This window comes from Bradyrhizobium sp. 190, assembly GCF_023073415.1.
In the GTDB taxonomy this organism is placed as follows: domain Bacteria; phylum Pseudomonadota; class Alphaproteobacteria; order Rhizobiales; family Xanthobacteraceae; genus Bradyrhizobium.
Map to the genome: position 1 here is coordinate 127,348 of NZ_JADPJL010000001.1, position 14,369 is coordinate 141,716.

At 63.3% G+C, this 14,369-nt stretch carries 16 protein-coding genes; 6 read left to right on the forward strand and 10 right to left on the reverse strand.

The window, feature by feature from the left end; all coding sequences use genetic code 11:
- Positions 1–65: 65 nt before the first annotated feature.
- Positions 66–437, reverse strand: coding sequence for a DUF2946 domain-containing protein (locus IVB22_RS00575; protein WP_247515400.1), 372 nt, complete (start codon positions 435–437; stop codon positions 66–68).
- A gap of 492 nt (positions 438–929) precedes the next feature.
- On the opposite strand from IVB22_RS00575, the gene IVB22_RS00580 reads away from it, so the two are divergent.
- The 4 genes from IVB22_RS00580 to IVB22_RS00595 all read left to right on the forward strand — a co-directional run bounded on the left by IVB22_RS00580 (position 930) and on the right by IVB22_RS00595 (position 5,079).
- Positions 930–1,349, forward strand: coding sequence for a globin (locus IVB22_RS00580; RefSeq protein WP_247515401.1), 420 nt, complete (start codon positions 930–932; stop codon positions 1,347–1,349).
- 156 nt (positions 1,350–1,505) lie between these two features.
- Positions 1,506–2,525: a sugar ABC transporter substrate-binding protein gene (locus tag IVB22_RS00585; protein ID WP_247515402.1), complete on the forward strand. Its 1,020-nt coding sequence runs from the start codon at positions 1,506–1,508 to the stop codon at positions 2,523–2,525.
- 6 nt (positions 2,526–2,531) lie between these two features.
- Positions 2,532–4,034, forward strand: a complete 1,503-nt coding sequence (locus IVB22_RS00590) for a sugar ABC transporter ATP-binding protein (RefSeq protein WP_247515403.1) — start codon at positions 2,532–2,534, stop codon at positions 4,032–4,034.
- Positions 4,035–4,044: 10 nt separating this feature from the next.
- Complete coding sequence (locus tag IVB22_RS00595) at positions 4,045–5,079, forward strand: ABC transporter permease (RefSeq protein ID WP_214491687.1); 1,035 nt, start codon at positions 4,045–4,047, stop codon at positions 5,077–5,079.
- A gap of 195 nt (positions 5,080–5,274) precedes the next feature.
- On the opposite strand, the gene mtnK is transcribed toward IVB22_RS00595, so the two are convergent.
- The 3 genes from mtnK to IVB22_RS00610 form a co-directional block, all read right to left on the reverse strand.
- Positions 5,275–6,582 (reverse strand): S-methyl-5-thioribose kinase, encoded by a 1,308-nt coding sequence (gene mtnK, locus IVB22_RS00600; protein WP_247515404.1) that lies wholly within the window; start codon positions 6,580–6,582, stop codon positions 5,275–5,277.
- Positions 6,583–6,729: 147 nt separating this feature from the next.
- Positions 6,730–7,338: a trans-aconitate 2-methyltransferase gene (locus IVB22_RS00605; RefSeq protein ID WP_247515405.1), complete on the reverse strand. Its 609-nt coding sequence runs from the start codon at positions 7,336–7,338 to the stop codon at positions 6,730–6,732.
- An 18-nt stretch (positions 7,339–7,356) separates the two neighbouring features.
- On the reverse strand, positions 7,357–8,226 hold the full coding sequence (locus IVB22_RS00610) for a LysR family transcriptional regulator (RefSeq protein ID WP_247515406.1): 870 nt from the start codon (positions 8,224–8,226) through the stop codon (positions 7,357–7,359).
- A 93-nt stretch (positions 8,227–8,319) separates the two neighbouring features.
- Here IVB22_RS00610 and IVB22_RS00615 point away from each other — a divergent pair, with 93 nt between their 5' ends.
- Positions 8,320–8,958, forward strand: coding sequence for a bifunctional 2-polyprenyl-6-hydroxyphenol methylase/3-demethylubiquinol 3-O-methyltransferase UbiG (locus IVB22_RS00615; RefSeq protein WP_247515407.1), 639 nt, complete (start codon positions 8,320–8,322; stop codon positions 8,956–8,958).
- Positions 8,959–9,019: 61 nt separating this feature from the next.
- Here the strand turns inward: IVB22_RS00615 and IVB22_RS00620 are convergent, their stop codons facing one another.
- Positions 9,020–9,373 (reverse strand): hypothetical protein, encoded by a 354-nt coding sequence (locus tag IVB22_RS00620; protein WP_247515408.1) that lies wholly within the window; start codon positions 9,371–9,373, stop codon positions 9,020–9,022.
- 144 nt (positions 9,374–9,517) lie between these two features.
- Here IVB22_RS00620 and IVB22_RS00625 point away from each other — a divergent pair, with 144 nt between their 5' ends.
- Positions 9,518–9,694 (forward strand): hypothetical protein, encoded by a 177-nt coding sequence (locus tag IVB22_RS00625; RefSeq protein WP_247515409.1) that lies wholly within the window; start codon positions 9,518–9,520, stop codon positions 9,692–9,694.
- Here IVB22_RS00625 and IVB22_RS00630 read toward each other — a convergent pair.
- The 5 genes from IVB22_RS00630 to nuoN all read right to left on the reverse strand — a co-directional run bounded on the left by IVB22_RS00630 (position 9,691) and on the right by nuoN (position 14,369).
- Complete coding sequence (locus IVB22_RS00630) at positions 9,691–9,966, reverse strand: DUF1467 family protein (protein ID WP_247515410.1); 276 nt, start codon at positions 9,964–9,966, stop codon at positions 9,691–9,693. The genes IVB22_RS00625 and IVB22_RS00630 overlap by 4 nt on opposite strands.
- 4 nt (positions 9,967–9,970) lie before the next feature.
- On the reverse strand, positions 9,971–10,375 hold the full coding sequence (gene mce, locus IVB22_RS00635; RefSeq protein WP_057849481.1) for a methylmalonyl-CoA epimerase: 405 nt from the start codon (positions 10,373–10,375) through the stop codon (positions 9,971–9,973).
- A gap of 69 nt (positions 10,376–10,444) precedes the next feature.
- Positions 10,445–12,115: a ribonuclease J gene (locus IVB22_RS00640; protein ID WP_247515411.1), complete on the reverse strand. Its 1,671-nt coding sequence runs from the start codon at positions 12,113–12,115 to the stop codon at positions 10,445–10,447.
- Entirely contained in the window at positions 12,115–12,927 is an 813-nt protein-coding gene (locus IVB22_RS00645; protein ID WP_247515412.1) for a biotin--[acetyl-CoA-carboxylase] ligase, read from the reverse strand. Before IVB22_RS00645 ends, IVB22_RS00640 begins: the two co-directional genes overlap by 1 nt.
- Positions 12,924–14,369, reverse strand: a complete 1,446-nt coding sequence (gene nuoN / locus IVB22_RS00650; RefSeq protein ID WP_247515413.1) for an NADH-quinone oxidoreductase subunit NuoN — start codon at positions 14,367–14,369, stop codon at positions 12,924–12,926. Before nuoN ends, IVB22_RS00645 begins: the two co-directional genes overlap by 4 nt.

The following is a 14,369-nucleotide window of genomic DNA, read 5'->3' on the forward strand; positions in this document are numbered from 1 at the left end:
CGGCTTCAATGACTGCACCAACCGGCACGGCAGTCGCCGCACCGATCATTGGGTGTTCCAGGTCGTCAGGAAATGGCGGGAGGCGCGCGCGCCTGCGCGTGTGAACCGGCGCGAGCGTTCGTCAGCCGGAAGGCAAAATCGAACCAGGCCACCTGCTCGGCAACCCGCTCGACGGCGATCGCCGCAGTCTGCGGTACATCGACCGGCGCGCCGGTGTGCAGCACGCTGCAAACCGAACAGCATCCATCATGAGCGCGGTGGCCGGCTGGGTCGGTCTGCCCTGCACCGGGCGCACCATTGCCGTGGCAGATGACGGCGCCGGCGAGCGGATCGGAGGCCACGATGCTCGCCGCCCAGCATGCGCCGATCGGTGCAAAAATCTGCACCACCAGAGCAATCAGGACAATTGGCAGAAAATTCTTCAACCGCCGGCGCATCGCAAACCCATCCGCTTCGAACCTTAATCACCATGAGAGTCCGAAGTCGAGATCAGGTTCCCGGAAGTATGTTGCCGTTCCAAGGAGAGAAGCTGGCAAAAAACGATGCGTTTTGCAGCTTTTGAAGGGCGCCCTACTCCGATACCAAGCCTCGGGGGTATTGCAGCTAAATCCACAACCATCAGTAGTAACTTCCCAATCATTTCGCAGATTGCTGGAATTTTGAACAAACGTTGCCGAAAATGGTGACAAGACGAAAAAGATGGTCTACCAATTCAGGCTCAGGCTGGCCGAGAGGTTTAGCTTGGTGGTCCAAGTCTCGGGAGGAGCCCTGACGCGCACAAGCAGCGTCGCCTCGACAATCAAGAGCAAATCTAAATTTTCGGGGAAATTAAGGGTCGACACAATTTTTGAGCAGGGCTTGGCGCCCTGCTCTTTTTTTTCGAGACGTTTCTTTTTGCGAGACGTCTTTTCCGACGATCGCAAGCGGCAATGATGGCATCGTCAAATCCGATCGAGCGAAGTTTTGAACTAGCCGCCGAGCGTTGCGAGGATTTGACGCCGCTGGTCTATCGTCGCTTGTTCGACGCGCATCCCGAAGCGCGGACGATGTTCCGCACCGAGGGCAGCGAACTTGTCCAGGGTTCGATGCTGGCGTTGACGATCGACGCCATTCTGGATTTTGCCGGCGAACGCACCGGTCATTTCCGCCTGATCATCTCAGAGGTTTCCTCGCACGACGCCTACGGCACGCCGAACGACTTGTTCGTCGCGTTCTTCGGCATCATCGCGCAGACGCTGCGCGACATCATCGGAGCGGACTGGTCGGACGAAATCGATGCGGCGTGGCGAACATTGCTCGGCGAGATCGAAGGTCTCGTTGCAGCGCAGTGTGAAATTGCCAGCCCCTGACCGCGGCCTATCAGCCACAAAGATTAGTGAGACGTCATTGTTGCCGGCATCGGGCCAACCGGTGGCGCAAATGCGCCGAGTGTGAAAGACTGCCTCAATCCGCGGTGCGTGCAATCGACGCCGTCGGTAATAAAATGACAAACGAGGGAGCGAGCAATGTCCGGGACTGAGAAATCCTCTACGACAAGGCGTAATCTTCTTCAGACAGCGGCGGCGGCTGGCGCATCCACCGCCCTGCTCGGCGGGTTGGGCATCAACCCGGCGCTGGCGGCAGCCGCACGTTCGGAGAAACCGCTGAAGGCGGCGTTCTCCAATGCGGGCCTGCAGGCCACCTGGTGCGCGCAGGGCAAGCAGGCGGCGGAATGGTGGGGCAAGCTGTTCAACGTCGAGGTTACCTGGTTCGACGGCCAGCTCGACGCGGTCAAGCAGCGCGCCGCGATCGACAACATGGCCTCGCAGAAATGGGATTTCGTCGCCATCCAGGCGTTCGGCATCGGCACACTGACCCAGCCGGTGCAGAAGATGATCGATGCCGGCATTCCCGTGATCGACATGGACACGCTGATTGCGCCGCTCGACCAGATCAAGGTTCATTCGTTCCTGGCGCCCGACAATGAATTCATGGGCGCTTCGGTGACGCAGGCGCTTTGCAACGCGATGGGTGGCAAGGGCAAGATCATCATGACCCAAGGCGCGCTCGGCCATACCGGCGCACAGGGCCGCGCCAAGGGTTTCAACACCGTCGTGAAGCAATTCCCGAACATCGAGGTGCTCGACACCCAGCCCGCGGACTGGGACGTCTCGAAGACGGCGCGGCTGTGGGAGACCTATCTGACAAAGCACCCGCAGATCGATGCGGCCTTCTTCCACAATGACGACATGGCGCTGGCCGCCTACAACATCATGAAGGCGCGCAACCGCACCAACATCCTGATCGGCGGCGTCGACGCCATGCCGCCAGCGATCCAGGCAGTGAGCGAAGGCCGCATGTTCGCGACCGTCCGCAATCCCTCCTGCCGCATCCATGGCGGCGCCATCGTCGCCGGCGTCGCCGCGGTGACCGCGGGCGAGAAGAGCGGACAGGGTATCCCGAAGCACGTGATCACGGATGGCCCGGTGGTGACGAAAGCCAACGCGGCCGGCATGCAATGGATGGAGGATCACTTCCTGATCTGAACCAGCATGTCCAGGGGACAGCAGCCCATCCTCGAACTGCACGACATCACGAAGGCCTTCGGCGGCGTCGAAGCCCTTCGTGGAGTCGACTTCGCGCTGACCGCCGGCGAGATCCATGGTCTCGTCGGCGAGAACGGCGCGGGGAAAAGCACGCTGATGAAGATCATCGCCGGCGTGCATGCGGATTTTTCCGGCCGGTTCGTGCTGGACGGAAGGGAGACCCGATTTCGATCGGTGCGCGACGCGCACGCGGCCGGGATCGCGATGGTTCATCAGGAACTCAGCGTGGCGCCTGATCTAACGGTGGCGGAGAACGTGTTTCTCGGCAACCAGCCGACCAACCGCGTAGGTCTGGTGCAATGGCGGCGCATGGCGCGCGAGGCCGGCGAGCAGCTCAAGAGGTTCGGCATCGACGTCGATCCGATGTCGCGGCTCGGCGACCTCCCGATCGGACTGCAGCAGCTGATCGAGATCGCCCGCGTGCTGTTCTCGGGCGCCCGCATCATCATTCTCGATGAGCCGACCTCGGCGCTGTCGCCGCCGGAAGTGGAACGCCTGTTCGCGACGCTGAAGCGTTTGCGCGACGAAGGCACCAGCATCGTCTTCATTTCGCATTTCATCGAGGACATCCTGCGCGTCTCCGACACCGTGACCGTGTTCCGCAACGGCAGGAAGGTCGCGGAAACCGCCGCGTCGGAGACGAGCAAGCCGGCCCTGATCGAGGCGATGATCGGCAAGGGCCGCGAGGCCCTGGAGGAGACCTACACCCACGACATCATGCTGCCGCCGCCGACCGATCAGCCAGTGGTGCTGAACGCAAACGGGCTGACGCTGGCGGGCCGCCTGCGCGAGGTTTCGTTCGAGGCCCGCGCCGGCGAGGTGCTCGGCATCTACGGCTTCATGGGATGCGGGCAGCTCGAGCTGGCGCGAATCCTGTTCGGCAAAATAAAGCCCGACCTCGGCACGCTCGCGGTCGCAGGCAACCAAAAGGCCTTCCGCAGCACGGCGGATGCCAGGCGTTCCGGGATCGCCTTCGTTCCCGAGAGTCGCCGCGACATGCTGTTCCTGCAGGAGCCGGTCTACAAGAACGTCTCGATCAGCATCCTCGATCGCATCTCGTCATTGCTGCTCAAGCCGTCTCGCGAGCGAGCGATCGCCAATCGACAGGTCGAGCAGTTGCGGATCCGGCCCGCGGCCGTCGATCTCGACCTCGGCATGCTGTCGGGCGGCAATCAGCAGAAGGTGGCGCTGGCGAAATGGCTGAGCTATCCGCCGCGGCTGTTGGTGCTGTGCGAGCCGACCCGCGGCATGGATGTCGGCGCCAAGAACGACGTCATCCACATCGTCAGGGATCTACGCGCAAAAGGACTCGCCATCATCGTGCTCTCCACCGAGCCGGAGACGGTGCTGTCGCTCGCCGACCGCGTCATCGTGCTCAAGCGCGGCGCTGTCGTGCGGGAGTTTGCCAACGAACAGATCAGCAAGGACCGCCTCCTGGAAGCGGCGTGAGGAGACCGACATGACTTCAGGTGAAAGCGTGACAGTCGCCGCAGATCGGAAACGGCCTCGCGGGCTCGCCGCGATGCTGCGCTCCCAGATGCGCAACATCGCGCCGTTCCTGACGCTGATCTGCCTGTTCAGCTTCTTCGCGGTCGCCAGCCCATCCTTTGCGACGCTGGACAATTTCGGCAACATCCTGACCCAGATTTCGGTCACCGGCATCATCGCCGTCGGCCTCACCTTCGTGATCCTGTGCGCCGAAATCGATCTGTCGGTCGCCGCCATCGCCAACGTCACCGGCATTGCGGTCGCCTATTTCACGCTACAGGAATCCTACGTCAACATCGCCAACGTCCCGATGCCTGGATGGGCCGCGATCCTGCTGGCGCTGGCGCTTTGCGCCCTGCTCGGCCTCGTCAACGCGTTCGGGCTGACTGTCATCGGCATCCCGTCCTTCATCATGACGCTGGCGATGATGCAGATCGCGGCCGGCGTCTCGGCGCTATTGGTGCGCGGGCAGATCGCCTACAAGGTGCCTCCGCTGGTCACGACGCTCGGATCGACATCGATAGGCGGCATTCCCTGGATCGTGATCGTGGCCGCCCTGATGCTGCTCGGCGGCCATCTGGTGCTGACCTACACCCGCTTCGGCCGCTACGTTTACATGGTCGGCGGAAACCGCGAGGCGGCGGAATATTCCGGCCTCAACGTCAAGCTGATCCTCGGCAGCGTCATGGTGATTTCGGCCGTGTGTGCCGGCATTGGCGGCATGCTCGGCGTGGCACATTTCGGCAGCGCGCAGCAGAACGAGTTTGACACGTATCTGCTGGATTCGATCGCCGCCGTCGTGGTCGGCGGCACCAGCCTCTTTGGCGGACGCGGCGGCATCGGCAACACCATCGTCGGCTTGTTCGTGCTCGGCGTCCTCAACAACGGACTAGATCACGTCAACATCGACAGTTTTTTGAAGATATTGATCCGCGGCCTGATCCTGCTGGCGGCGCTCATCATCAACGTCTATGCGCAGAGGTTGAGGGAACGGGCGGCGGAATAGGCCTGCGCTCCCGTGTCCCGGACGCGGTGCAGCCAAGGCGATGCATGGCATCGTCCGGCAACGCTGCTCCGCAGAGCCGGGACCCACCTCAGACTCATCACAGCCATTAGACCCCGGACCAGCAGTGCACCACGCCGCAGCGCGGCGCGCTGCACTGCATCCGGGGAACGCCCTCTCGCAGATGATCTGAAACAATCAGGCGAAGTCGGGCTGCCAGTCGCGGAGTTCCCTCGCCACTTTCGTGACGGCGCCGATGGTCGGGAACGACGCCGTGTCCACCATCATCGCCCGCGCCAGCCGCAAACTCCGTGCCTCGGAGATCGCCCGCCGCTTCGGGTCCTCGATCAATTCGAAATCGATGTTATGCGCCAGCCCCAGAATGCGGCGGATGATTTTTGCGGCCGAGAACCCGATCGTGTCCTGGAACAGCCGTTCCATGTAGGCCTGCCGCTCAGCCTCCAGCCGCGCCGCGCCCGCCTCGCGTTCGAATAGCGTTTTTGGGTAGGCGTCACCGTGAGCTTCCGTGCGCCAGAGCTCGAGGAACTCGTGGGCGAACTCTGTCCAGACGTTTTCGATCGTTTCCAGCACCCAGACCTCGAACAGCCGCCGTTCGCCCGGCGAACGCTCATGACCGGCGGAGGCGAGATAGCTCATCAGGAGGTTGCCGATGACTGCGCCGAGATCGAATCCCATCGGTCCGTAGAAGGCGAACTCGGGATCGATCACGACAGTCGAGCCTTCCGTCACCATGATCGAGCCGGTGTGGAGGTCTCCGTGGATCAGCGCTTCCGGTGCGTTCAGAAATTTCAGTTTCAGCCGCGAGATCGCGGCGTGGAGGTCGAGGTCTTCGCGGAAGGCGGCCGCTGTCGCATCGAGCCAGGGCTGCGTCCAGCGGTTCTGCTCGGCCACGCGGTAGGGGTCGGTGAAGATCAAGTCTTCGGTGATCTTGCAGAGCGCATGGTTACCGGCGAACGCCGCAATCCCCTCCTTCTTCTGGGCAGCGGGAATCGCGAGGTCGGAAGAGAAAAACAGCGTGCGCGCCAGAAAGGTCGCGATGTCCCCGACAAAGCTTGGATAGAGCGTGCCAGCAACAAGCCCCTTGCGCATGATGATGTGCGGCTCGAGCAGCTCCATGACGACGAGGGCGAGCGCCTCGTTGTGGTGCAACACGGCCGGCACCAGTCCGGGCGCCAGCCGCGCCTGATGCGTCAGGGCCAGATATTCGTAATGCGAGCGCGACAGCGGCAGCGGCCAGCTCTCGCCGACGAGGCGCACGTAAGGCAGCGCCTGCTTGACGGCAATGCCGCCCGCATCCCCCTTGACGATGAACACGAGGTTGAGGTTGCCGTCGCCGACCTCGCTGATCGTCCAGGACGCGGGTGCGCCGCCGAGCCGGCCGGCAACCACGGAAAGCCCTGCGAGGTAATCCCGCAGGTCAGCTTCATGAAGAATTCGGTATTCGTCCGGCCGGGGACCAGCCGACGATCGATGCTGTGAGCTCATCCCCTTTGTCCCCCGTGCCAGTGCGGGAGGCGCGGTTCACTCCCGTTCCAGGAAATTCGATCCGATATCGGCCTTTTTCTTGACCGGATCATAATCGCAAAACGCTGTCAGCGACCAGCGTTCACCGTCCGCATTTGCCCCACCGTCTCAAATGCGCTGCGCGAGCCAGATGGTATGGCCGCCACAGTCGGGGTCCTCCACGACGTGCGACACCACGCCAAAGCCGTTCTGGTCGAGCAATGAACGATATTCGGCCGGGTCGAGGCTGGCATGATACAGCGGCTCGCCTCCGAAATTCCCGATCGCCTCTCCATGCCCGGGACCGCTTGTGAACATCAGTGCCGCGTTCGGCGCTGCGTGCTCGCGAAATATCGGAAACATCCGGCGCTGGTCGTCGTAGCAGAGGTGGAAGAAACTGTCCCACGCCAGGATGCCGGAAAACTGCCGCCGCAAGGCAAGCTTGCGCATATCGGCGACGATCCATTCCTGCCTGGGAAAATGCCCTCGGCAGACCTCGATCATGGCCGGGGATGAATCCACGCCAACGACGGAATGACCAAGTTCGATCAGATACGCGGCCATCGGCTCGGCGGATCCGCACCCGATATCGAGGATTGGGCCAGCCGGCGGCAGCAGCACCCGGAAACGGTCGAGCCAGGGTTTTTCAAACAGGCTGGCGCGTGCGCGACTCTCGATCCAGTCCCGCGCCTTGCGCTGGTAAAGGTCGATGATCCCTGCAGCTTCTTCCGACGGCATCTACGAACTCACGTGCACCTACATCCGGGACAGTTCCTCGGCCAGGATACTCTGCACCAGACGGATGCGGGGGCTGGATTGCAGGTCCCGGTGGGTGACCAGCCAGATCGGGACCGGGATCGGTGCCATGTCCGGCACCAACCTTCTCACTCCCGGTGTCCGGTCAGCCACCTCGCGCAGCATGGCAGCGACACCCAGGCCGCGAATGACCATCTCCCAGATCGTGACCCCGGAATCCGACATCAGCCGGAAGTCGGCGGCGTCCATCGGAATGCCGATCCCGCCCAGATAGCCCGAAAAGCGCACGGCATCGTCAAAACCGATCAGATCTGCCCTCGCCAGATCGGCCGGTTCCGCAGGCATGCCATGGCGGGCGATCCAGTCCTCCGACGCATAGAATGCCGCCTCGGTATCGCGGATATGCTGCCCGATCAGCCCAGGCCGATCGGGCCGCACATGCCGAATGGCTATGTCCGCCTCTCTGCGGTGCAGATCGCTGAGGTCGTTGGAGGCCACGATCATGATCGTGATCTGCGGGGCGGTCGATCTGATGCGCGCGATGATCTCGGGCAGGACATAGGCAGAAAACGTGTCGGTGGCCGAGATGCTGACGCGCCCGCCGATCTCCTGCACCCGGCCGCTGGCGGCCAGGGCGACGGCATCGGCGGCATCACCAATCATCCGGATATGCTCGAGCAGATCCGCCCCGGTCTGCGTCAGCACAAGCTTGCGGCCGATCCGGTCGAACAGGGCCACGCCCAGTTCGGCCTCAAGCGCCAAGACCTGCCGCGACAGCGTGGGCTGCGTCAGCCCCAGCCGGCGCGCCGCCGCCGACAGGGACCCGTCCGTCGCGGTCGCATGAAAGGCGCGCAAATGGTTCCAATCCATCGCTCTCATGCATTTGCGTATATCAATGTTACCGATTTCCGCAATTTCCCTGTCTGGCGCATATAGTAAGCTCGCCGAAAAGGTGGACGGCACATGAACATCACAAGCGACGCCCGTTTCTGGGACAGGTCTTCCCGCAAATACGCCAGATCCCGCATCGCAGATCCGAACGGATACGAGCGCACGCTCGAACGTGCGCGCGCCCATCTGCAGCCTGGAGACAGTGTGCTGGAACTGGGTTGCGGCACGGGAACGACGGCGCTGCGACTTGCGGATGGCGTGCGGAGCTATCTCGCGACGGACATTTCCGGCGGGATGATCGCGATCGCCGAAGAGAAGCTGGCGGCCGAATCGATCCCGGCACTTTCCTTTCGCACCGCGACCGCCGAAGAACTGGTCCACGAAGAAAGCCGGTTCGATGCCATTCTGGGCTTCAACTATCTGCATCTGGTGCGCAACGTGCCGGGCACGCTGCGCAGCATCCACGTCCTGCTGAAGCCTGGAGGCCTGTTCATCTCGAAAACGCCTTGCCTGGGAGACATGAACCCGCTGATCCGGCTGCTTGCGCTACCCGCGATGCGAGCCATCGGAATGGCGCCGCATGTCAGCTCCCTCGGCGCGTCCGCACTGGAGCAGCTGATCGTTGACGCGGGTTTCGACGTCCTTGTCAGGGAAAGCCACGCCAGCAAGGGCAAGGACCAACGCCCCTACATTGTGGCCCGCAAGCGATGATCTAAACGCCCGGATTAACTCAGGTCCCGCCGGAGCTGTCGTCAGTAGCGAGGCGCTGACCCTAGAATGTTTCCCGTTCCAGGAAGTTCGATCCGATGTCGGCCTTTCTCTTGATGGGGTCATAGTCGCAAAAGACGCTGTCAGCGACCAACGTGTAGCTTGGGATGATCGTATCCTTGTTCAGCTTGACGGACGTCAGGCCAATGACAGCGGTCTGCTTGCCGCCGGTCCATTTGAACGGGGTCGTGCTCTGCGCCCTCTCGCACGCGGCCACCGCGTCGGCGAAGACCGAGCTCTCGACGAAAGCCTTCACCGTCCGAAGCTGCCCCAGCGTCTTCCAGTTCATATAGAACGCGCCGCCAAGGCCTACGGCGAGCAGCACCACGAGCGCCAGCAAAATTCTTTGAATAGTCATTCCTGTTCCCCCGGCAGACTAACGCTTGCCCGCGATTGGCTGAGACGGCGTCCTCTCATGGGTCGCCGAGAGTCCGGTCGTTCGGCGAGAGCCCGGGACCGGGGACGAATTCGTTTTGCGTTGTGAAGGATAGGCGGCAAGCGAATGGCCCTTGTTCAGGGAAGTCTGCCCGGCCCCGCAATTTTCCTGATTGGCATCGCAGGCCATCAGGCAATTGGTTTCCTCCATGGCGGATTGATCCATCGCGACAGCCTGGCCGCCGACCGATGCAAGCAGCAAAATCACTGGAATTGCGCTGCGCAACATTGTGCTCAATCCTAGAACGGCAGCCCCATCAGCTTCGACAGCCGCTCGATGTTCAGATAGCCTTGGTGATACGCCCACATCCCGATGCCGAAAACCACAGCCGAGATCAGCGTGGTCCAGAGCAGCTTGTAGCCCATCCGCGCCATCACCGGCGCCCCGGGATCGGTGCCGGGCGCACCCTCGCCGTCTTCGTGCTGGCTGCGGACGCCGAACGGCAGCGTCACGAACAGCACGACCCACCAGAGCACAAAGTAGATCGCTAGGGCTGTGGAGACGCTGTAGGCCATGGGTTCAGGCCTGTTCGATTTCGACGAGCGCGCCGGAAAAATCCTTCGGGTGGAAAAACAGCACCGGCTTCCCGTGGGCGCCGATCTTCGGCACGCCGTCGCCGAGCACGCGCGCGCCCTCGCTGATCAGTTTGTCGCGCGCGGCGATGATGTCGGGCACGTCGTAGCAGATATGATGGATGCCGCCGTCGGCATTGCGCTCGACGAATTTGGCGATCGGCGAGGCCTCGCCGAGCGGCTGGATGAACTCGATCTTGGTGTTGGGCAGCGTCACGAACACGGTGATGACGCCATGCTCCGGCAGCGGCACCGCGCCGGAGATTTCAGCTCCGAACGCGCCGCCGTAGATTTTGGCGGCCTTTTCCGCGTCCTTGACCGCGATCGCGACATGATTGAGCCGGCCCAGCATGACACTCCACTCCCTGCTTTGATGCGTCTTCCCCCGGCGCATCCGCTCGGTTTCGAAACGCTTTCTACCTCAAACCGTCAGCACATGAACGAGGCAAATCGGCTTCTTGCCCCATTGCTCGTTGATGACGGCCCGCACCGCGCGGCGCACCGATTCCGCGGTCGCGTCCGCATCGCGCCGCCGCGCCCGCGGCAGGTTTTCCACCGTCGAAACCACCGTATCGAACACGATCTCGTCGATGACCTCGCCGGCCGCATTCTTCTCGGGGATGCCGACGAGATCAACCTCGGGATCGTCGGCCAGTTCGCCCTTGTCGGTCATGGCGATCGCCACGAAGGCGCAGCCGGCAAATCCCATCCGGCGCCGCTCGACCACGGCGCGGGATTTGGAATCCTCCAGGATATTGCCGTCCTTGTAGAGGCGCCCCGACGGCAATTCGTCGATGATGGCAGGGTCGCCCGGTCCGAGCTTGACCAGATCGCCATTGCGGCAGATCAGCACCCTCGGCACGCCGGCGGTGCGCGCCAGCTTGGCGTGCTCGGCCAGATGCAGCGCCTCGCCATGGACGGGGATCAGGATCTGCGGGCGCACCCATGAGATCATGTCGCGCAACTCGTCGCGGCGCGGATGGCCGGAGACGTGGACGAGATCGGTGCGGTCGGTGATGACCTCGATGCCCTGGCTGACCAGGCCATTGATGATGCCGCCGACCGCTTTCTCGTTGCCGGGGATGGTGCGCGAGGAAAAGATCACGCTGTCACCCTTGTTCAGCGTCACCTGCGGATGGTCGTTATTGGCGATCCTGGCGAGCGCCGCCCGCGGCTCGCCCTGGCTGCCGGTGCACAGCGCCAGCACCTTGTCCGGCGGGAAATGCCCATAATAATCGGCGCCACGGAAATTCTGCACGCCGTCGAGATAGCCGGTCTCGCGGGCGACCTGCACCACGCGCTCCATGGCGCGGCCGACCACCACCACCTCGCGATCGGCGGCCTTCGCGGCATCCGCCACTGCCTTCACGCGCGCGACATTGGAGGCAAAGGTCGTGACGGCGACCCGGCCCTTGGCCGCCTTCACCAGCTTGGCGATCGTGGCGGCGACCTCGGTTTCCGAGGGCGAGCGCCCATCCCGCACCGCGTTGGTGGAATCCCCGACCAGCGCCAGCACGCCGGCATCGCCGAGTTCGCGCAGCCGCCGCTCGTCCGTCGGCAGGCCGATGATGGGCGTCGGGTCGATCTTCCAGTCCCCGGTGTGCAGCACGGTGCCGGCGGAGGTATGGATGGCCAGCGCATGCGATTCCGGAATCGAGTGCGCAACCGGGATGAATTCGACGGTGAACGGCCCGAGATTGATCCGGCCGCCCGACGGCACCACGGTCACGGGGATCTTCGGCGGATTGCGCTCGGAGGCGCATTTGGCCTCGAACAAAGCGGCGCTGAACTTGGTGGCATAGATGGGGCATTGCAGCTTCGGCCAGAGGTCTATGATGGCGCCGAAATGGTCCTCATGGGCATGCGTCAGCACGAGGCCCATCAGGTTCTTGCGCTCCTTCTGCAGGAAGCGGATGTCGGGCATGATCAGGTCAATCCCCGGCAAATGCTCCTCGTCGCCAAAGGAAACGCCGAGATCGACCGCGAGCCAGGACCGCTGGTTGCGGTTGCCGAGCCCGTAGATCGACAGGTTCATGCCGATCTCGCCGACGCCGCCGAGCGGCGCAAAGGTCAGTTCATCCGGCCGCGCCATCAGGCCGCTCCCACTGACGCCGCAGCGCCGAAATAGACCTCGCCGGCCGTGATCGGCATGCGCCTGCCATCCGCGGTGCGGACGATCAGGCAGCCGGTATCATCGATCGTATCGAACGTGCCTTCCACCTTCGCGGTTCCGGTCTGGATCGCGACCCGTTCACCGACGCCAAAGGCGCGCTCCAGCCACAGCTTTCGGATTTCGGCAAACCCGCGGCCATTGTCCCAGATGCCGCGGAATTCGACCCAGGTATCCGACAGTGCGGCGAACAACTCTTCCGCACCGACATGGACGCCGAGCGCGGCCAGCGAAGTGGCCGGCGTCGGCGTCCCCTCTGGCGCGGCGATGATGTTGGTGCCGATCCCCGCCACGACGGCGAGGCCACCGTCTGTCATGGCCTCAGCCTCCACCAGCAAGCCGCAAAGCTTCTGCCCGCGGACTAGAATGTCGTTTGGCCATTTCAGGAGATATTTCAATTGATCCGATCCGGCCAGCCGCAGATTGGCCTCTACGCTGACACGCTGCAGCGCTGTTTCATGTGCCAAACCAAAGGCGAAGCCCATGGTCGCTGCAACGGCGGGAGAAACATCCATGACTTCGAGAACGCTGCTGGCGAGGTTGCCGCGCGGCGCGATCCAGGCGCGCTGCCGGCGGCCTCGGCCCGCCGTCTGCTCGGTCGTCACGAACCACATCGGGCCGCGCTCGCCGTCGCGGGCGCGGGACATGGCTTCGGCGTTGGTCGAACCGATCTGGTCGAAGGCGGCGAGACCGTAGCCCGCCGATCTGGCTGTGGGACCGAGCGTAAAGGTCATCCTGGGAAAAGCGACTTCGCCGCCGCCGAGGCGACGCTGACCAGCGGCCCCGGATAGACGAAGAAGAAAATGTTGAAGATACCCGCAACCGCCAGCACCGTGCGCAATTCGATGCGCATCGGCTCGATATTGCCCGCCGGCTCGTCGAAATACATCACCTTGATGATGGTGAGATAATAGAACGCGCCCACCACGCTGGTCAGCACGCCGATGACGGCGAGCGTGAACAGGCCCGCCTTGATCGCGGCCACGAACACGTACCATTTGGCAAAGAAGCCCGCGAGCGGCGGAATGCCGGCCAGCGAGAACAGCAGCATCGCGAAGAAGAAGGCCAGCAGCGGATTGGTGCGCGACAGGCCTGCGAAATCGCTGATCTGCTCCATCGGCTGACCGTCGCGCTTCATGGAAAGGATGACCGCGAAGGTGCCGAGCGTCATCGCGACATAGATCGCGATATAGACTAGCACGCCCTGCGCGCCCTCGACGGTGCCCGATGCGAGCCCGACCAGCGCAAAGCCCATATGGCCGATGGACGAATAGGCCATCAGGCGCTTGATGTTCTTCTGCCCGATGGCGGCGAACGAGCCCAGCGCCATCGAGGCGATTGCGACGAAGACGAGGATCTGCTGCCATTGCGGGACGATCCCGGGGAAAGCCGTCAGCGTCACACGGGTGAATACGGCGAGCGCGGCAACCTTCGGCGCGGAGGCGAAGAACGCCGTGACCGGCGTCGGCGCGCCCTCATAGACGTCTGGCGTCCACATGTGGAACGGCACGGCGGACACCTTGAAGCAGAGTCCAGCCAGCAGGAACACCAGGCCGAACACGATGCCGACGCTGCCGGTCTTCACCGCCGCCGCAATGCCGGCAAAATCGACCGTGCCGGTGAAGCCGTAGATCAGCGAGGCGCCGTAGAGCAGCATGCCCGAGGACAGCGCGCCGAGCACAAAGTACTTCAGCCCGGCCTCGGTGGACTTGGCGTTGTCGCGGTTAGAGGCAGCGACCACGTAGAGCGCGAGGCTCATCAGCTCGAGCCCGAGATAGAGCATGATCAGGTCGGCGGCCGAGATCAGCACCATCATGCCAAGCGTGGAGAGCAGCACCAGGATCGAATACTCGAAAATGCGCCGCGACGGGTCGGACAGGAACTCCGTCGATAGGATCAGCGTCACCGCCGAACCGATGATCGCAAGGATCTTCAGGAAGCGGGCGAAGTCGTCGACGATGAAGCTGCCGCCGAAAGTCGTGAGCTTGCCGGCCGGCAGCATCAGCTCCAGCACGCCGGTGATGACCAGCAGCACCACGGCAAGCGTGGTAACGAGCCTGGTCGTCCCCTCGCCGCCGCGATAGGCGCCCAGCATCAGCAGCGCCATGGCGCCGACGGCCAGCACCAGCTCCGGCAGCACCGGCAGCAACTCGTAACCTGCACTGGAAAAGCTCAT